We start from the raw sequence: 17961 nt of genomic DNA, 5'->3' as shown, positions 1-17961 counted from the left end.
CGCGATCCCGCTGCTGCGGGCCATCCAGGCCGGTGCGGGCGACCACCCCGGCGGTGGAATACCTGGCGGGCGCCGGTGACCGGGCACCCGGCCTCACCGCCGGCCCCGGCCGCGGATGAGGGTGAACACCCCGGACCGTAACGCGGGGCGGCGGCGGGTGTAACACCGGCGGCGGAGCGTGGGGGCATGCACACCCAGGAAGCCCCCGCCGCCACCGCCACGCACTGCCCCTACTGCGCCCTGCAGTGCGGGATGGGCCTGCGCCCCGGGCCCGACGGCAGCACCGTGACGGTGGAGGAGCGCGCGGACTTCCCCGTGAACCGGGGCGCGCTGTGCGGCAAGGGCCGCACCGCCCCCGCCGTGCTCTCCTCCCGGGTGCGCCTGACCGAGCCGCTCATCCGCACCCACGCCGGGCGGCTCGAACCGGCCACCTGGGAGGAGGCCCTCGACACGGTCGCCGCGGGCCTGGCCCGTACGGGCCGCGAGCACGGCCCGGACGCCGTCGGGGTCTTCGGCGGCGGCGGCCTCACCAACGAGAAGGCCTACGCCCTCGGCAAGTTCGCCCGGGTCGCCCTGCGCACCTCGCAGATCGACTACAACGGCCGCTTCTGCATGTCCTCGGCCGCCGCCGCCCACCAGCGGGCCTTCGGGCTCGACCGGGGACTGCCCTTCCCCCTGGAGGACATCCCCCGGACCGGCTGCGTCATCCTCGTCGGCTCGAACCTCGCCGAGACCATGCCGCCCGCCCTGCGCTACCTCACCGAACTCAAGGCCAACGGCGGCACCCTGATCGTCATCGACCCCCGCCGCACCCGCACCGCCGAACAGGCCGACCTCCACCTCGCGCCCCGCCCCGGCACCGATCTGGCGCTCGCCCTCGGCATGATGCACCTGGCCGTGGCGGAAGGCCGCACGGACGAGGAGTTCATCGCGTCCCGCACCACCGGCTGGGAGGAGGCGCGGGCGGCCGCCATGGCCCACTGGCCGGAGCTCGTCGAGCGCATCACCGGCATCCCCGTGCCCCGGCTGCGCGAGGCGGTCGAGCTGTTCTGCGCACCGTCCTCGGCCATGGTCCTCACCGCCCGCGGCCCCGAGCAGCAGTCCAAGGGCACCGACACCGTGGGCGCCTGGATCAACCTGTGCCTGGCCACCGGCCGGGCCGGCCGCCCACTGTCCGGCTACGGCTGCCTCACCGGCCAGGGCAACGGCCAGGGCGGCCGCGAGCACGGCCAGAAGGCCGACCAGCTCCCCGGCTACCGCAAGCTGACCGACCCGGCGGCCCGCGCGCACGTCGCCGGGGTCTGGGGCGTCGACCCCGACTCCCTGCCCGGCCCGGGCCGCAGCGCGTACGAACTCCTCGACGCCCTCGGCGGCGACGTCCGGGCCCTGCTGCTGATGGGGTCCAACCCGGTGGTGTCCGCGCCCCGCGCCGCGCACATCGAGGACCGGATCCGCTCGCTCGACTTCCTCGCGGTGGCCGACGTGGTGCTCTCCGAGACGGCCGCCCTCGCCGACGTGGTCCTTCCCGTGACGCAGTGGGCGGAGGAGACGGGCACCACCACCAACCTGGAGGGCCGCGTCCTGCTGCGCCGCCGCGCCCTCACCCCGCCGCCGGGCGTCCGCACCGACCTGGAGGTCCTGCACGGCCTGGCCGTCCGGCTGGGCATCGAGAAGGGCTTCCCCACCGATCCCGAGGAGGTCTTCGGGGAACTGCGCCGCGCCTCGGCCGGCGGTCCCGCGGACTACTCGGGCATCTCCTACGCGCGCATCGCCGCCGAACAGGGCGTGTTCTGGCCCTGTTCCGAGGAGACGGCCGAACCCGGCGGCACCCCGCGCCTCTTCCTCGACGCCTTCGCCACCCCTGACGGCCGGGCCCGCTTCGTGCCGGTCTCCCACCGGGACTCCGCGGAGGTCCCTGACGCCGAATACCCCGTGCTGCTCACCACCGGCCGGGTCGTCGCCCAGTACCAGTCCGGGGCGCAGACCCGCCGGGTGGAGGAGCTCAACGCGGCGGCGCCCGGCCCCTTCGGGGAACTCCACCCGCGGCTCGCCGCCCGCATCGGCGCGGTCGACGGCAGCCCCCTGGCGGTCGTCTCCCGCCGCGGCCGCGCGGTGGCCCCGGCCCGGATCACGGACACCATCCGCGCCGACACCGTCTTCATGCCCTTCCACTGGCCCGGCGAAGGCCGGGCCAACACCCTCACCAACCCGGCCCTCGACCCCGTCTCCCGCATGCCCGAGTTCAAGGTGTGCGCAGTCCGCGTGGAACCGGCCTGAGAAAGGCCCGGACGAGCCCCCGCCTCCCGGACCGGCGCCGCGTCCCACCCCTCGAAGGCGGGCGCCTGCGCCGCGGCCGGCCGGGCGGCGTGGGCACCGGCCGGCCGCCGCCGCGCCTCCCACCGGCGCAGCCGCAGCCCGGGGTCGCCGCCCGCCGCGACCACGGGCCGGCAGGCCTGCCCCGGAGTGCCTGAGTACCGGGTCGAACGCCCGCTGCGGGTGCGCCACTTCACCCACCCCGGGCGGTCAGCGCCCCCGGTCCCCGTGCCCCGCGGCGCAGGCGCTCGGCCCGACTCCGCCGGACCCCCCGGCCCCCCGGGCTGCCCGCGATCGTCCGCCCGGAGCCCGGCCGGCGTCCCCGGGTCCGCGCAGCGCGCCGTCTCGCGGGCCCCGTCCTCGGCCACGGCGCCGGCCCTCTCGGACATGCGTCCGATCCGCATCGGGGTTCTGCCCGGCGGGTAACCATCCGGTCACGCACCGGACCCAGAAAGTGGTCGCACGCCCCTCGTGGCCGCGATGTGTCGTACCCCACACTGAGAATGCGGTGCCCCCGTCCTCGGAGCCCTGGAGGCCGCCCCCGTGCAGACCGAGACCCTGACCGTGAACGAGACCGTGAGCGAGTCCTCGGAGGCCGCAGAGGCCGGGACAGAGGCCGAAGCCGTGGACGAAGAGCCCGAGCCCGGACCCGAGGTGCCGGAACTCGCCGAGCAGGTGCCCGTACAGCGCAGGCGCACCGGCGACAGCGGCGGAGCGGGCCCCTCCGCGGATCTCTTCCGGCAGTACCTCCGCGAGATAGGCAGGATCCCGCTGCTCACCGCGGAGGAGGAGGTGGACCTCGCGCGGCGCGTGGAAGCCGGCCTGTTCGCCGAGGAGAAGCTCGCCGGCACCCCCGACCTGGACTCGCGGCTCGCCCTGGACCTCGACAAGCTCGTCGTCATGGGCCGGATGGCCAAGCGCCGCCTCATCGAGTCGAACCTGCGCCTGGTCGTGTCCGTCGCGAAGCGGTACGTGGGCCGCGGGCTCACCATGCTCGACCTGGTGCAGGAGGGCAACCTCGGACTGATCCGGGCCGTCGAGAAGTTCGACTACGCCCGCGGGTACAAGTTCTCCACCTACGCCACCTGGTGGATCCGCCAGGCCATGTCCCGGGCCCTCGCCGACCAGGCCCGGACCATCCGCGTCCCCGTCCACGTCGTCGAGCTGATCAACCGGGTCGTCCGCGTCCAGCGCCGCATGCTCCAGGAGCGCGGGTACGAGCCCACCGCCGAAGAGGTCGCCGTCCACCTGGAGTTGACCCCCGAGCGGGTCATGGAGGTCCTGCGCCTCGCCCAGGAGCCGGTCTCGCTGCACGCCCCCGTCGGCGAGGAGGACGACGTCGCCCTCGGCGACCTGATCGAGGACGGGGACGCCGCGTCCCCCGTGGAGTCCGCGGCCTTCTTCCTGCTGCGCGAGCACCTGGAAGCAGTGCTCTCCACCCTGGGGGAGCGGGAGCGCAAGGTGGTCCAGCTCCGGTACGGGCTCGCCGACGGGCGCCCCCGCACCCTGGAGGAGATCGGGCGGATCTTCGGCGTGACCCGGGAGCGGATCCGGCAGATCGAGTCGAAGACCCTCAACAAGCTGCGGGACCACGCCTTCGCCGACCAGCTCCGGGGCTACCTGGACTGACGCCGGGGGGCGCCCCGCACTCCACCGCGGGACGCCCCGGTCCGTGCCGTCAGCCCGGTCACCGCGCTAGTCGACCTCGGCGACCGCCTGGGCGAACTGCGCCGCGTACAGGCGGGCGTAGGCGCCGCCGGACTCCAGCAGCTCCCCGTGCGTGCCCTGTTCCACGATCGAACCGCTCTCCATGACCAGGATCACGTCCGCGTCGCGGATCGTGGAGAGCCGGTGCGCGATCACGAAGGACGTCCGGCCGTGCGCCAGGCGGGCCATCGCCTTCTGGATCAGGACCTCGGTACGGGTGTCCACCGAGCTCGTCGCCTCGTCGAGGACCAGGATCACCGGGTCCGACAGGAACGCCCGGGCGATCGTGATCAACTGCTTCTCGCCCGCGCTGACCCCCGCGCCCTCGTCGTCGAGCACGGTGTCGTAGCCGTCCGGCAGGGTGCGGACGAAGCGGTCCGCGTGGGCCGCCCTCGCCGCCTCCTCGATCTCGGAGCGGGTGACCTCGCGCGAGGCGCCGTACGCGATGTTCTCCGCGATCGTCCCGCCGAACAGCCAGGTGTCCTGGAGGACCATGCCGATGTCGCCGCGCAGCTCCTCGCGCGTCATCTTCGCGATGTCCACCCCGTCCAGGGCGATCTCGCCGCCCGTGACCTCGTAGAACCGCATCAGCAGATTGACCAGGGTGGTCTTGCCCGCGCCCGTCGGGCCGACGATTGCGACCGTCTGGCCCGGCTGGACGTCCAGCGACAGGTTCTCGATGAGCGGCTTGTCCGGCGCGTAGCGGAAGGCCACCTTGTCGAGCGTGACCCGGCCGCGCACCCGCTCGGGGCGCTGCGAGACCTCGGCGTCCGGCTCCTGCTCCGGGGCGTCCAGCAGCTCGTACACCCGCTCCGCCGAGGCGACGCCGGACTGCACCAGGTTCGCCATCGAGGCCACCTGCGTCAGCGGCATCGAGAACTGGCGCGAGTACTGGATGAAGGCCTGCACGTCACCGATCGACAGGGTGCCGGAGGCGACCCGCAGACCGCCGACGACCGCCACCAGCACGTAGTTGATGTTCGACAGGAAGGCCATCACCGGCTGCATGAACCCGCTGACGAGCTGCGCCCTGAACGAGGCCCTGAACAGGGCCTCGTTCTGCTCGGCGAAAAGCTCCGCGGACTCCTTCTGCCGCCCGAACACCTTGACCACCGTGTGGCCCGAGTACATCTCCTCGATGTGGGCGTTCAGGGTGCCGGTGCTCTTCCACTGCGCCACGAAGTGCGGCTGCGACTTCTTGCCGATCTTCGCCGCGACGAACACCGAGGCCGGCACGGTCACCAGGGCGACCAGCGCGAGCAGCGGCGAGATCCAGAACATCATCGCCAGCACGCCGACGATCGTCAGCAGCGAGTTCAGCAGCTGCCCCATCGTCTGCTGGAGCGTCTGCCCGATGTTGTCGATGTCGTTGGTGGCGCGGCTGAGCACCTCGCCGCGCTTCTGCTGGTCGAAGTACGACAGCGGCAGCCGCGACAGCTTCGCCTGCAGCTCCTCGCGCATCCGGTAGACGGTGCCGTTCATGACGTGGTTCGACAGCCGTGTCGCGACCAGCATCAGCAGACCCGCCAGGGTGAAGACCACCAGGGCCCACACGGCCACGGTCCCGACCGCACCGAAGTCGATGCCCTCGCCGGGGGTGAAGTCCGTACCGGCCAGCATGTCCGCCATGCCGCCCTTGCCGTCGGCGCGCAGCCGCTCCAGCGCCTGCTGCTTGGTGAGGCCGGCCGGCATCGCCCGGCCCACGATCCCCGCGAAGACCAGGTCGGTGGCCCGGCCGAGGATCTTGGGGCCGATCACGCTGAAGGCGACGCTGCCGAAGACGGCGGCGATCATGCCCCACAGCTTGAGCCGGTCCTGCGCGAGCTGCCCCAGCAGCCGCTTGCCCGAGCCCTTGAAGTCCAGGGACCGTTGGGCCGGCCCCGTCATCATCCGTCCTCCGGGCCCGCTCATGCGGCCTCCGCCTCCGTCAGCTGGGAGAGCACGATCTCCCGGTAGGTCTCGTTGCCGTCCATCAGCTCGTGGTGCCGGCCCACGCCGACGACCCGGCCCTCGTCCAGGACGACGATCCGGTCGGCGTCGCGGATGGTGGACACGCGCTGGGCGACGATCACCACGGTCGCGTCCCGGGTCTCCCGCGCGAGCGCCGCGCGCAGCGCCGCGTCCGTCGCGTAGTCCAGGGCGGAGAAGGAGTCGTCGAAGAGGTAGATCTCGGGTCGCTGCACCAGCGTCCGGGCGATCGCCAGGCGTTGGCGCTGGCCACCGGAGACGTTCGTCCCGCCCTGGGAGACCGGGGCGTCCAGACCGCCCTCCAGCAGGGACACGAACTCCTTGGCCTGGGCCACCTCCAGGGCCTGCCACAGCTCCTCGTCGGTCGCCTCAGGCCGGCCGTAGCGCAGGTTGGAGGCCACCGTCCCGGAGAACAGGTACGGCTTCTGCGGCACCATGCCGACCGTCCTGGCCAGCAGCTCCGGATCGATGCGGCGGACGTCCTGGCCGTCGACCAGCACCTCGCCGCCGGTCGCGTCGAACAGGCGCGGCACCAGCCCGAGAAGGGTGGACTTGCCGCTGCCGGTCGAGCCGATCACGGCGGTCGTCTCGCCGGGGCGGGCCACCAGGTCCACCCCGCGCAGCACCGGCGCCTCGGCTCCCGGATAGCGGAAGTCGGCGCCGCGCAGCTCCAGCCGGCCGCTGAACGGCAGCTCGCGCACCGGGTCGGCGGGCGGGACCACACTGGACTCGGTGTCCAGGACCTCCTGGATGCGCTCGGCGCAGACCTCGGCGCGCGGCACCATCATGAACATGAAGGTGGCCATCATCACGGACATGACGATCTGCATCAGGTAGGCCAGGAAAGCCGTCAGCTGTCCGATCTCCATGCTGCCGCTGTCGACGCGCATCGCCCCGAACCAGATGACGGCGACGCTGGAGATGTTCACGACCAGGATCACGGTGGGGAACATCAGGGCGAGCAGCTTGCCGGTGGCCAGCGAGACACCCGTCAGGTCGGCGTTGGCCTTCTCGAAGCGGTCCCGCTCGTAGGCGTCGCGGACGAAGGCGCGGATCACCCGGTTGCCGGTGATCTGCTCGCGCAGCACCCGGTTCACGGTGTCCAGGCGCTCCTGCATCTGCCGGAACAGCGGACGGGTCCGGTAGACGATCGCGCCGACGGAGACGCCGAGGACGGGGACCACGGCCAGCAGTACGCCGGACAGCTGCACGTCCAGCGAGAGCGCCATGGCGATCCCGCCGACGCACATGATCGGCGCGGCGACCATCAGCGTGAACGACATCAGCACGAGCATCTGGACCTGCTGGACGTCGTTCGTCGTCCGGGTGATCAGCGACGGGGCCCCGAACTGCCCCAGCTCGCGGGCGGAGAAGCTCTGCACCCGGTCGAAGACCCCGGCCCGCACGTCCCGGCCCAGCGCCGCCGCCGTCCGGGCCCCGTAGTAGACGGCCCCCGCATTGCAGACGAGCTGGACGAGGGAGACGCCGAGCATCAGGGTGCCGAAGCGCAGGATGTAGCCGGTGTCGCCGTTGACCACGCCCCTGTCGATGATGTCCGCGTTCAGCGTCGGCAGGTAGAGGGTCGCGCTGGTCTGCAGCAGCTGCAGCAGGACCAGCAGCCCGATGGCTTTGCGGTACGGAGCCAGGTGGGTCCGCAGAAGTCGTATGAGCACGCGCAGGCTCCGGTCGGCAAGATCGAGGGGGGGGTCCCTCCATCTTGGGCCACACGGACGCCTGATCCCCACCGGATTTCGCAAAGGCAGGTCAAAAGGAGTAGCCCCGGGCAACCGGAGTCCTACGTCCCCCGGCCCGCCGGCGAGAGGGGGCCCAGGTCAGAAGGCCCCGGGGTGGATCTCCTCGCGCGTGGCCACGTACTGCTGGCGGACCGCCTGCCACGCCGCGAACTCCTCGCCCGGCTCGAACACCTGCGCCGCGGGCGCCGGCCAGACCGGCGGGGTGTGCGGGGACAGCGTGCCCCGCTGCGCCCCCAGCGCCCACGCGGCCTGCCGCGCCGCGCCCAGCGCCGCGTAGTCGGCCGGCTCCGGCACCACGATCTGCGTCCCGAACAGCCCCGGCGCCGCCGCCTGCACGGCGGGCAGCCCGGCCGCCGCGCCGAGCAGGAACACCCGGCGGATGCCGACCCCGCGCGAGCGCAGCACGTCGAGTGCGTCCACCAGCCCGCACAGCATGCCCTCGAAGGCGGCCCGCGCCAGGTGCTCCGGCTTCATGGAGTCCCGGCGCAGCCCCGAGAGGGTCCCGGCGGTGTGCGGCAGGTTCGGCGTCCGCTCACCCTCCAGGTACGGCAGCAGCACGAGGCCGTGCGCCCCCGGCGTCGACTTCAGGGCCAGGTCGGACAGCCCCTCCAGGTCGGTGCCCAGCAGCTCGGCCGTGCCGCGCAGCGCCCGTACGGCATTGGAGGTGTTCACCACGGGCAGGTGCATGCCGCCCGCGTCGGCCAGCGAGGTGATCAGTCCGCCCGGCTCCGACAGCGCCTCGTGGTGCACGGCCATCACGGAACCGGAGGCACCCAGCGAGACCACCGCGTCCCCGGGGCCGACACCCAGCCCGAGCGCGGCGGCCATCGTCTCCCCGGTGCCCGCGGAGATCAGCAGCCCCTCGGGGGTGGTCCCGGCGGCATCGGCCGGACCGAGCACCTCCGGCAGCAGCGCCTGGTGCCCGAGCGCCAGCTCGACCAGGTCGGGCCGCCAGGTGCCGGTGGCCGCCGACCAGTACCCGGTGCCGGAGGCTCCGCCGCGGTCGGTGGTCCGCCTCACGGGCCGGCCCAGCAGCTGCCAGACCAGCCAGTCGTGCGGGGACATCAGGACGGCCACCCGGCGGGCGGCCTCCGGTTCGGTGCGGGCCAGCCAGGCCAGCTTGGCGATCGGCTGCGCCGCGTGCGGGACCGAGCCCACCGCCTCCGCCCAGGCGCCCCGGCCGCCGAGCGCGTCCACAAGGTCGGCGGCGGCGACCTGGCCGCGCTTGTCGTTGCCGACCAGGGCCGGCCGGACCAGCGCGCCCTGCGCGTCCAGGGGGAGCAGACCGTGCTGCTGCGCCGAGACGCCGATGGCCTGGACCCCTTCGAGGAGCCCGCCGCCGGCGGCCTCGCCGAGGGAGAGCAGCCACGCCTGCGGGTCGGTCTCGTGGGGGTGCGCGCCGGAGGGTTCGCCGGCTGGCTGCGGATGGGGCGCGTAGCCCTGGCGCAGCACGGCGCCCGTCTCGGTGTCACAGACGACGATGCGAGTGAAGGCGGAAGAACTGTCCAGCCCGGCGACTATCCCCATACGGAGGATTCTGCCGCACGCGGGCCCGGACGCACCGCCCCGGAGCCCCCGGGACCTCGCGGGTCCCGGGGGCTCCGAGTGCCGCGGACTGCGCGGAGCCCGCCGTCATGCCGTCAGGTGTTGGTGGTGCCCCACTCGTCCTCGCCGCCGCCCGTCCGGCCGCGCAGCCCGCGCACCCGCTCGGAGAACGAAGCCGGCACCGCGTCGCCGACCTTCTCGCTCACCGCGGCGAAGGCCTTCCCGGCGTAGACGCGCCCGTTCTGTCCGGCGGTTTCGGCGGCGTTGCGCACCGCCGGGTTCTGCGCGAACTCGCGAGCCGACTTCTTCAGCTGCTCGTAGCGCTCGCGTCCGGCCCGGGTCCCGAGCACGTACCCGAGGGCCAGTCCGACCGTGAACGCGACCTTGTACCGCATGCCTGTCACCCTTCGTCGTGTGGTGCCCGGCCCGCTGGCGATACCGATTGGCGGAGCACCCCCCTGCTTGCGCTAATCTATGACTCGCAGCGGAAGCTCGCCCCCCCGGCAAGGCCGGAGGTGGGCTGTTCGATGCACCGCAGCAATCCCCTGTAGCTCAATTGGCAGAGCAGCCGGCTGTTAACCGGCAGGTTACTGGTTCGAGTCCAGTCGGGGGAGCGCGGTCCCCTGTAGCTCAATTGGCAGAGCATTCGGCTGTTAACCGGAGGGTTGCTGGTTCGAGTCCAGCCGGGGGAGCAGGAGAAGAAGAGGAGACCCCAGCGGGTCTCCTCTTCTTTTTTTCCTCTTTCCTGTCCGGTCCGGGAACCGGGCAGGGCCCGGCGCGGTCTCTCTGGACAGGCGAAGCCGATCATGCGAGGCATCCGAGGCAGGAGATCGTATGAGCGGCTATGCTGCGGCAGACGGCGCGCACACATGTACGCGCCACGCCGTGAAGGGGCGGTAGCTCAGCCGGTTAGAGCAGCGGACTCATAATCCGTCGGCCGTGGGTTCGAGTCCCACCCGCCCCACTGCAAGCCGCAGGTGCAGAAACGATCGCGCCTGCGGCTTTGGCGTTTTCCGGGGACAGCGTCCCGGGCCGCCAGGACGAGTCGTCAGTACGCCTCCGTCTCTTCCGTCAGGTGGCGCAGGACGTCCGCCAGGTCCTGGTGGCGGGCGAAGGCCGCGCGCTGGCGGTGGGCGCCCGAGCCGCCGCGCAGCAGGGCGCCCAGGGTGGCCGCCGCGTGGTCGAGGTCGCCGGCCGCGGCCAGCTCGGGGGCGGTCAGCTCCAGCAGGGCCTCCGCGAGGTCGGCCGCCGGGAGTTCGGTGCCCGTGTACGGGTCGAGCCCGAAGCCCTCCAGCCCGTCGTGGGCGGCCCGCCAGCGCGCGAGGCGCAGGACGTCGTCCCGTACGGCCGGCTCCGGGCGGCGCTCCTCGATCTCGCGCAGGGCCGTGGCCACCAGGGCCCGGGCCAGTTCGGCCTGGAGGATCGCGCTGTCGATGTCCGGCGACATGTCGGGGGCCCGGATTTCGAGCGTCGGCCAGTTGCCGGACGGGCGGAGGTCCCAGTAGACCATCTTGGTGTCCAGGGCCGCCCCCGAGCCGAGCAGGGTCTGCACCGAGCGCCGGAAGTGCGCCGTGGACGTGAAGTGCGGGGGCAGGCCGGCGGAGGGCCAGCCGGCCCAGGCCATCGCCCGCCAGCTGGCGTGGCCGGTGTCACGCCCGCCCCAGAACGGCGAGTTGGCCGCCAGCGCGATCAGCGTCGGCAGCCAGGGCCGCACCCGGTTGGACACCGCCACGGCCGTGTCCACGTCCAGCGTGCCGATGTGGATGTGGCGGCCGCAGCTCACGAGGGTGTCGGTGAGCGCCCCGAACCGCCGGTGCTGCTCGCGCTGGCGCGGCTCGTCGTCGGTCAGGTGCAGCGGCCCCTCCACGGCCATCACCGGGGAGGGCGCGGCCAGCAGCCGGCAGCCGTGGGCGGCGGCCGCCCGGCCCAGGGTGCGCCGCAGCGAGACGAGTTCCGTGCGCAGGGTGGCCGCCGAACGGGCGACGGGGGTGGAGATCTCCACCTGGTAGCGGGTGCCCTCGGGGTGCAGCTCGCCCGGCAGGCCGGCGGCCGTGGCGAGGACGAGCGGGGCGGCCGGAACCACCCGGAAGGTCCGGGCATCGACGAGGAGGAACTCCTCCTCGACACCGAGGGTGAGGGGGACGGTGGTGCGCACCGTGTTCTGCGTGGTGCCCGTGCTCGTGCTGCTGTTGCCAGGTTCGATCACTACGCCTCCCTGGACATACGAGTCTTTTCATCATGAGCGGAACGGCAAGCCGGAAGCGCACGCCGATTCGGTCAAATCACCGGTGACGATGGCGGGTTACCGGCAGGATTCGGCCGGGCGCGGGGCCGGGGGTCCGGGTGGGGCGACTGTTGCCGGTGGATGAATGCGGGAAAACGCCCGGGAGGCGGCGGACGGCCGGTGGTTATCATCCGGCGTGACCCGCACCGCCGAGACCTCCCGCCCCGAACGCCGCATATTCGCCGACCTCACGCCCCTGCGCACCTCCGTGCACTACCGGCGGCTGTGGGTCGGCGGGACGATCTCCTGGCTGGGCCAAGCGATGACCGCCCTCGCGATCTCGCTGCAGGTCTACGAGATCACCGGGTCCAGCTTCTCGGTCGGTCTCGTGGGCCTCTTCTCCCTCGTCCCGCTCATCGTCTTCGGGCTGTACGGCGGGGCGATCGCCGACACCGTGGACCGGCGCAGGCTCGGCCTGCACAGCTCCCTGGGGTCCGCGGGCCTGTCGATCGCCCTGGCCGCGGCGGCGCTGCTCGACTTCCACCGCGTCTGGTTCCTGTACGCGATCGTGGCGCTCCAGTCCGTCTGCGGGGCGCTCAACGGACCGGCGCGGTCCGCGATGACCCCGCGGCTGCTGCCCGTGGAGCAGCTGCCCGCCGCCAACGCCCTGAACTCGGTGACCATGACCTCCGGGATGATGGTCGGGCCGATGCTGGGCGGCCTCATCGTCGGCTGGTGGGGCTACCAGGCCGCCTACCTCATCGACGCCGTGACCTTCGGCGCCGCCCTGTACGCGATGTGGCGGCTGCCGTCGATGAAGCCGGACCGGGCCGAGGGGACCCGCGGCCGGGCCTCCGTCCTGGACGGGCTGCGCTTCCTCGGGACCCGCCCCAACGTCCGGATGACCTTCTTCTCCGACCTGGCCGCCATGGTGCTGGCGCACCCGAGGGCGCTGTTCCCGGCCGTGGCTGTGCTCTGGTTCGGCGGGGACGCCAAGACGGTCGGCCTGCTGGTGGCGGCGCCCGCCGTCGGGGCGCTGCTGGGCGGGCTGTTCTCCGGCTGGCACGGCCGCATCCGCCGGCACGGTGTGGCGATCCTGCTGTCCGTGGCGGCCTGGGGGCTGGCGGTCGCCGTCTTCGGGCTCAGCCGCAACCTGTGGCTCGGACTGCTCTTCCTCGCCCTCGCCGGGTACGCGGACACCACCTCGATGGTGTTCCGCACCACCATGCTCCAGGCCGCCACCCCGGACGACATGCGCGGCCGGCTGCAGGGCGTCTTCATCGTGGTCGTGGCGGGCGGGCCGCGGCTGGGGGACTTCCTCGCCGGCACCGTCGCCGACGTGGCCTCCCCGGCCGTGGCGATCACGGGCGGCGGCCTGGGATGCGTGCTGGTCCTGGCCCTGCTGGCGCTGCGCTGGCCGGACTTCGCCCGCTACGACGCCCGCTCGCCGAAGGCGTAGCGCCCTGCCGGGACCGGCGGGGTTCAGTGCACGATCCCCCGGGCCACCCCCAGGGCCACCAGGTCCTGGGGGCGGATGCGGAGCTGGTCCGCCGTGGACGCGGCGGCCGTCGGGGAGCGCTTGAGGATGGCCGTCGCCAGTTCCGGGGCGATCACCGAGAAGTAGCTGTCCGGGGTGACCCAGGTGTTGCCGGGCGCGGCCAGTGCGAGGGCGCCGCCCGAACCGCCCTCGCCGATCAGCAGGGTGGTGACGGGCACCGAGGCCGCGGCCAGCGCCGCGAAGGCGTCCGCGATGGCGGGCCCGGCGCCCGCCCGCTCCGCCGCGGCGTCGTTGGCCGCGCCCGGGGTGTCCACCAGGGTGAGCACCGGGATGCCGAGCCGGTCGGCGAGGCGGACGACCCGGGCGGCCGTCCGGTACCCCGCGGGCCGGGTGGCGGTGCCGCACTGGGCCGCGTACGCCACGGCCCGGCCCTCCCGCAGCCCGAACCCGCACAGCATGCCGGGGTCGGCGCCGCCCGCCCGGTCCCCCGAGAGGGGCAGGCGGAGCTCGAAGTACGCGTCCAGGTACGCCTCGGCGCGGGGCCGGTCCGGGTGCCTGGCCTGGAGCACGGCGGCCCAGCCGGTCTCCGGCGGCGCTGCGGACGCGAGCGCCGCCGGCGGCGGGACGGGCCCGTCCGGCTCCGCGCGGCGGGGCGCCGCCAGCACCCGGAGCCAGTCGGCGAGGGCGGCGGGCAGCTGCGCCGGTTCGAGGACGGCGTCCACGTGCCCGGCGGCGTACTGGCCCTCGGCCGAGTACGCCGCCGGGTCCGCGTCCGCCGGGCGCACCCGGGACCCCGCGAAGCCGACCTGGGCACCGGCCAGTGCCAGGACGACGTCCGCCCCCGCGCCGAGCGTGGCCCACCCGCCGCCCGTGGTGGGATCGCGCAGGACGGCGACCTGCGGGAGTCCGGCGGCCCGGGTCAGGACGCACTGCCGGGCCACCCGCTGGAGCTGCGCCAGCGCGAGCATCCCCTCCTGCATGCGGGAGCCGCCGGTGGCGATGAGGGAGACGAGCGGCAGGCGGCGCTCCCGAGCGTGGGTGTAGGCCGCCTCCAACAGGTCTCCGGTGCGCTCGCCGAGGGAGCCGCCGAGGAAGCCGAACTCGAAGGAGACGAACGCCGCTTCGCGCCCGCCGATGCGGGCGGTGCCGGCCACCACCGACTCCTGCTCCCCGGTGCGCGCCGCGGCGCGGGCCCGGGAGTCGTCGTAGCCTTCCCAGGTCAGCGGCCCGTCGGGAACGGACTCGCGGTACGGAACGGGCAGTTCGGCGAAGCTGCCGGGGTCGGCAACGGAGGCGATGGCCGCGCGGGCCGAGAGGCGGGTCGTCGTCACACCGGTCAGCCTAGGTCGTCCTTTCGGGGTCCTGCCGGTCGGGCCGGCGCACGATCCCCGGTCACAGGGCCGACTCCCAGGTCGCCGTCGTGCCGCGGGCGCCCGACTCGGTGCGGCCGTCGTCCACCACCGACAGGCGGGCCCGGGAGGGGTTCGCGTCGATCTCGACCTCGATCGAGGTGACCCCGTTGCGCCGGTGCGCCGCCGCGAGGGCGCCGCGCAGCGCCGAGAGCAGGCCGGCCGCCACCGGTTCCGGGATCAGGGCGTCGACCGGGCCCGCGAAGTGCACCGACGGCTGGAAGCCCAGGACGACCCCCGCGCCGCCCGTCTCCCGCAGGACCCGGCCCCGGAAGGTGGTCGGGGCGTCGGACGGCGGCTGTTGAAGGGCGAAGATGGCCGTGCGGACCTCCTGGATCGTCGAGTCGAGCTCGTCGACGGCGCGGCTGAGCTCATCGCCGACCGTGTCCCCGGAGGGCGCGTTCGCGGCCCGCCGCCGGGTGCTCTCCAGCATCATCTCGGTCGCGAACAGCCGCTGGACGACGAGGTCGTGGAGGTCCCGCGCGATCCGGTCGCGGTCCTCGTACACGGCCAGCTGCTCCCGGTCGTGCTGGGCGTCGGCGAGCACCAGGGCGAGCGCCGCCTGCGAGGCGAACTGCGAGGCGAGCAGCCGGTCCACGGCGTCGTACGGGCGGCCGCCGCGGGTGCGCGGCAGGGCCAGGGTGCCGATGAGCTGGCCGCCGCTCTGCAGCGGCAGCATCATGCTGGGCCCGAACCGCTCCCGGACGGGCGTGGTCATCCGCGGGTCGGTGGCCGAGTCCTCGATGAAGACGGGTTCCCCGCCCAGCAGTTGCTCCAGTACCGGGGAGCCGGGGGCGATGGCGGTCCCGACCAGGTCCCCGGGGTCCCCCTGGGTGGAGGCGGCCACGATCTCCATGCCGCCCTCCGGGGTCGGCTGGAGCACCACCCCCGCCTCGGCGTCCGCCAGCAGCCGGGCCCGTTCGGCCACGCACCGCAGGGCGTCCGCCGCCGGGCGGCCCGCCAGCAGGGTCGTGGTCACCGCGGCGGCGCCCTCGATCCAGCGCTCCCGGCGGCGGGCGGTGTCGTACAGCCGGGCGTTGCCGATCGCCATGCCCGCCTGCGAGGCCAGGACCCGCACCAGCGCCAGGTCCTCGCCGGTGAAGGCGCCGCCGCCGCGCTTCTCGGTGAGGTAGAGGTTCCCGAACACCTCGGTGTGCACCCGGATCGGGACGCCCAGGAAGCTGCGCATCGGCGGGTGGCCGGGCGGGAAGCCGACTGCGCGGGGGTCCTGCCCGAGGTCGTCCAGCAGCAGCGGGCGCGGGTCGTGGACGAGGGCGCCGAGCAGGCCCGAGCGGCCGTCCGGCAGGCGGGCGACCGCGGCGCGCTCCGCCTCGCTCATCCCGGCCGTGAACAGCCCGGTCAGCCGGGCGCGCTCGGGGTCGATGACCCCGAGCGCCGCGTAGCGCGCCGCGCACAGCTCGGCCGCCGAGTCCACGATGTGCTGGAGGGTGGCGTGCAGCTCCAGCTCGGAGCCGACGCTGAGCACCGCCTCCAGCAGGACCGGCAGCCCGGACGGCGCCGGTCCGGGGCCGTCCGGCTGCGCGGCGGGTCCGGGCCGTCCGGGTGCGGGGTGCGGGTCCGTCATCCGGCCAGCGGATTGAGCACCATGGGGGCGATCTTCCCTTCGAGCATCGCGCCGAGACCGAGTACGGCGCACACGTCCGGCCGCTCGGCGATGGCGACGGGCATCCCGGTGGCGTCGCGCAGCATCTGGTCCAGGCCCGGCAGCAGGGCGCTGCCGCCCACCATCATGATCCCCCGGTCGGTCAGGTCCGCGACCAGATCCGGCGGGCAGTCCCGCAGCACCTTGCCGATGCCGTCGATCACGGCCGTCAGGGGGGTGTGGATGGCGTCCCGCACGGCTGCGGTGTCCACGTGCACCGACCGGGCCAGGCCGGTGGCCACGTCCCGGCCGTGGATGAGGGTCGAGGCGGGGCCCTCGGCCGTGATGCCGTTGCCGTGCAGGGCCAGCTGGAGCGGCCGGACGGCCTGGCTCGGCAGCATCAGCTCGTGGGCGTGGCGCAGGTGCTGGACGACGGCGTGGTCGATGGCCTCGCCGCCGATCGGGATCCGCTGGGCGGTGACGATCGAGCCGAGGGAGAGGACGGCCACCTGGGTGGCCGCCGCCCCGCACACCATGATCATCGTCGCGGTCGGCTGCTCCACGGGGAGGCCGCAGCCGACGGCCGCGGCGATCAGGGTGTCGACCAGCTCGACGCGCCGGGCCCCGAGGCCGACGAGGGTCTCCACGGTCGCCCGCTGGGCCAGCGGGTCCGCGTCGTGCGGGGTGCAGGCCGCGGCCCGCAGCCGGGGCTTGCGGCGCAGGGCGCGCCGCAGCTTCTCGCCGAGCAGGTGGCGCAGCATCCGCTGGGCCATCTCGATGTCGACGACCGTGCCGCCGGAGACGGGGCGCACGACCCGGATGTAGTCGGGCGTGCGGCCGGTCATCCGTTCGGCGAAGGTCCCGACGGCGATGAGCGCGCCGGTGCGCGTGTTCACCGCGGCGACGCTGGGCTCGTCGACGACCAGGCCGGCTCCCTTGACGTACACGCGGGTCCTGGCCGCGCCCAGGTCGACGGCGACGTGGCAGCGGCGCAACTGCTCAAGACTGACGGTCACGGCAGATCCTCCCGAGAGCGCTGACGCATGAAGACCGACGGGCCGCCGGTCGCGTTTCATATCATCTCGGACATTTGGGTCCCAGCGCCCGTTGGGCTGCTCCGGCCGGGGGGCACGGCCGCCTGCATGGGGGTGGATTTCTGTACCGACAGGCAGCACCATGCGCGCACTGCACGCGCTACCCACGCGTAACAAGGTAAAGGGGACCTGATGCTGACGGCCCGCCAGAGACTGCTGGCACTCCTGACACTCTGCCTGGCGCTGCTGGCGCCCTTCCCGTCCCATGCCGCCGGCCGGGGCGCCGCAGCCGCCGCTGACCGGACGTCATCGCACCGCCCGGTCATCTTCGTGCACGGCTACAACGCCGATCCCGGGGTCTGGGGGAGCCTGCGCGAGGACCTGCGGACCGCCGGATACGCCGACGCGGACCTCTTCTCCTGGGGCTACGACACCCACCAGTCGGTCAACGAGGTGCTCGCCGGGCGGCTGGCCGCGTACGTCGACCAGGTCCGCCGGGAGACCGGCGCCGCGAAGGTCGACGTGGTCGGGCACTCCTTCGGCTCGCTGGTGAGCCGCTGGTACGTCAAGTACGGCGGTGGCGCGGACTCCGTGGAGCACTGGGTCTCGCTGGCCGGACCCAACCGGGGCACCTCCACCGCCTGGGCCTGCGCGCTCTGGGACCAGGCCTGCCGGGACATGACCCCCGGCTCGTACGTGGTGAAGAACCTCAACGCCGGGGACGAGACCCCGGGCGCGGTGAAGTACGCGACCTTCTGGTCGAACTGCGACGAGGTCGTCAACCCGGACGACAGCGTCCCGCTGGCCGGGGCCGCCAACACGCCGGTCGGCTGCCTGAAGCACAACGACCTGCTGGGCGACGACGCCACCTCGGCCGGGGTGCGGGCCTTCCTCGCCTCCTGACGT

The 17961-nt window shown here is 73.8% G+C and carries 12 protein-coding genes and 3 tRNA genes; 7 read left to right on the top strand and 8 right to left on the bottom strand.

The window, feature by feature from the left end; genetic code table 11:
- Window positions 1-186 precede the first annotated feature (186 nt).
- Complete coding sequence (locus ACLJTM_RS22030; protein WP_411105392.1) at window positions 187-2277, top strand: molybdopterin oxidoreductase family protein; 2091 nt, start codon at window positions 187-189, stop codon at window positions 2275-2277.
- A gap of 579 nt (window positions 2278-2856) precedes the next feature.
- The gene (locus ACLJTM_RS22025) at window positions 2857-3942 is read left to right on the top strand and encodes an RNA polymerase sigma factor (RefSeq protein WP_411105391.1); all 1086 of its coding nucleotides are present in this window, start codon (window positions 2857-2859) and stop codon (window positions 3940-3942) included.
- Between the two features lie 66 nt (window positions 3943-4008).
- Here the strand turns inward: ACLJTM_RS22025 and ACLJTM_RS22020 are convergent, their stop codons facing one another.
- From ACLJTM_RS22020 to ACLJTM_RS22005, 4 genes are all read right to left on the bottom strand, one after another.
- Window positions 4009-5931: an ABC transporter ATP-binding protein gene (locus ACLJTM_RS22020; RefSeq protein ID WP_411105390.1), complete on the bottom strand. Its 1923-nt coding sequence runs from the start codon at window positions 5929-5931 to the stop codon at window positions 4009-4011.
- Complete coding sequence (locus ACLJTM_RS22015; RefSeq protein ID WP_411105389.1) at window positions 5928-7661, bottom strand: ABC transporter ATP-binding protein; 1734 nt, start codon at window positions 7659-7661, stop codon at window positions 5928-5930. Before ACLJTM_RS22015 ends, ACLJTM_RS22020 begins: the two co-directional genes overlap by 4 nt.
- A 159-nt stretch (window positions 7662-7820) precedes the next feature.
- The gene (locus ACLJTM_RS22010) at window positions 7821-9269 is read right to left on the bottom strand and encodes an FGGY family carbohydrate kinase (protein WP_411105388.1); all 1449 of its coding nucleotides are present in this window, start codon (window positions 9267-9269) and stop codon (window positions 7821-7823) included.
- 113 nt (window positions 9270-9382) lie between these two features.
- Window positions 9383-9682: a YtxH domain-containing protein gene (locus ACLJTM_RS22005; RefSeq protein ID WP_411105387.1), complete on the bottom strand. Its 300-nt coding sequence runs from the start codon at window positions 9680-9682 to the stop codon at window positions 9383-9385.
- A gap of 146 nt (window positions 9683-9828) precedes the next feature.
- On the opposite strand from ACLJTM_RS22005, the gene ACLJTM_RS22000 reads away from it, so the two are divergent.
- The 3 genes from ACLJTM_RS22000 to ACLJTM_RS21990 all read left to right on the top strand — a co-directional run bounded on the left by ACLJTM_RS22000 (window position 9829) and on the right by ACLJTM_RS21990 (window position 10251).
- A tRNA-Asn gene (locus ACLJTM_RS22000) sits at window positions 9829-9901 on the top strand.
- 5 nt (window positions 9902-9906) lie between these two features.
- Window positions 9907-9979: transfer RNA gene (locus ACLJTM_RS21995), tRNA-Asn, on the top strand.
- A gap of 198 nt (window positions 9980-10177) precedes the next feature.
- A tRNA-Ile gene (locus ACLJTM_RS21990) sits at window positions 10178-10251 on the top strand.
- A gap of 84 nt (window positions 10252-10335) precedes the next feature.
- On the opposite strand, the gene ACLJTM_RS21985 is transcribed toward ACLJTM_RS21990, so the two are convergent.
- Window positions 10336-11493 carry a glutamate--cysteine ligase gene (locus tag ACLJTM_RS21985; protein ID WP_411105386.1) on the bottom strand — a complete coding sequence of 386 codons (1158 nt, stop codon included), beginning with the start codon at window positions 11491-11493 and terminating at the stop codon, window positions 10336-10338.
- A gap of 163 nt (window positions 11494-11656) precedes the next feature.
- Here ACLJTM_RS21985 and ACLJTM_RS21980 point away from each other — a divergent pair, with 163 nt between their 5' ends.
- The gene (locus ACLJTM_RS21980) at window positions 11657-12970 is read left to right on the top strand and encodes an MFS transporter (RefSeq protein WP_411105385.1); all 1314 of its coding nucleotides are present in this window, start codon (window positions 11657-11659) and stop codon (window positions 12968-12970) included.
- Window positions 12971-12993: 23 nt separating this feature from the next.
- Here the strand turns inward: ACLJTM_RS21980 and ACLJTM_RS21975 are convergent, their stop codons facing one another.
- Genes ACLJTM_RS21975 through ACLJTM_RS21965 form a run of 3 tightly spaced genes read right to left on the bottom strand, consistent with a single transcriptional unit; the run spans window position 12994 to window position 17037 of the window.
- A complete protein-coding gene (locus ACLJTM_RS21975) occupies window positions 12994-14349 on the bottom strand; it encodes a carboxyl transferase domain-containing protein (RefSeq protein WP_411105785.1) in 1356 nt (451 codons plus the stop codon).
- Between the two features lie 52 nt (window positions 14350-14401).
- Window positions 14402-16003 carry a GAF domain-containing protein gene (locus ACLJTM_RS21970; protein WP_411105384.1) on the bottom strand — a complete coding sequence of 534 codons (1602 nt, stop codon included), beginning with the start codon at window positions 16001-16003 and terminating at the stop codon, window positions 14402-14404.
- Window positions 16000-17037: a rod shape-determining protein gene (locus ACLJTM_RS21965; protein WP_411105383.1), complete on the bottom strand. Its 1038-nt coding sequence runs from the start codon at window positions 17035-17037 to the stop codon at window positions 16000-16002. Before ACLJTM_RS21965 ends, ACLJTM_RS21970 begins: the two co-directional genes overlap by 4 nt.
- A 210-nt stretch (window positions 17038-17247) precedes the next feature.
- Between ACLJTM_RS21965 and ACLJTM_RS21960 the strand changes: the two genes are divergently transcribed.
- Window positions 17248-17958 carry an esterase/lipase family protein gene (locus ACLJTM_RS21960; protein WP_411105382.1) on the top strand — a complete coding sequence of 237 codons (711 nt, stop codon included), beginning with the start codon at window positions 17248-17250 and terminating at the stop codon, window positions 17956-17958.
- Window positions 17959-17961 lie beyond the last annotated feature (3 nt).

This window comes from Streptomyces sp. cmx-4-9, from assembly GCF_046548835.1.
Taxonomy (GTDB): domain Bacteria; phylum Actinomycetota; class Actinomycetes; order Streptomycetales; family Streptomycetaceae; genus Streptomyces.
Note: the sequence above shows the minus strand (reverse complement) of the source record. Positions and strands in the feature narration are given on the sequence as shown.

Bases quoted from the DNA above. Each gene is read 5' to 3' on its own strand.
- ACLJTM_RS22030 (WP_411105392.1), top strand. From the start codon at position 187: ATGCACACCCAGGAAGCCCCCGCCGCCACCGCCACGCACTGCCCCTAC.
- ACLJTM_RS22020 (WP_411105390.1), bottom strand. From the start codon at position 5,931: ATGAGCGGGCCCGGAGGACGGATGATGACGGGGCCGGCCCAACGGTCC.
- ACLJTM_RS22010 (WP_411105388.1), bottom strand. From the start codon at position 9,269: ATGGGGATAGTCGCCGGGCTGGACAGTTCTTCCGCCTTCACTCGCATC.
- ACLJTM_RS22005 (WP_411105387.1), bottom strand. From the start codon at position 9,682: ATGCGGTACAAGGTCGCGTTCACGGTCGGACTGGCCCTCGGGTACGTG.
- ACLJTM_RS21980 (WP_411105385.1), top strand. From the start codon at position 11,657: ATGCGGGAAAACGCCCGGGAGGCGGCGGACGGCCGGTGGTTATCATCC.
- ACLJTM_RS21970 (WP_411105384.1), bottom strand. From the start codon at position 16,003: ATGACGGACCCGCACCCCGCACCCGGACGGCCCGGACCCGCCGCGCAG.
- ACLJTM_RS21960 (WP_411105382.1), top strand. From the start codon at position 17,248: ATGCTGACGGCCCGCCAGAGACTGCTGGCACTCCTGACACTCTGCCTG.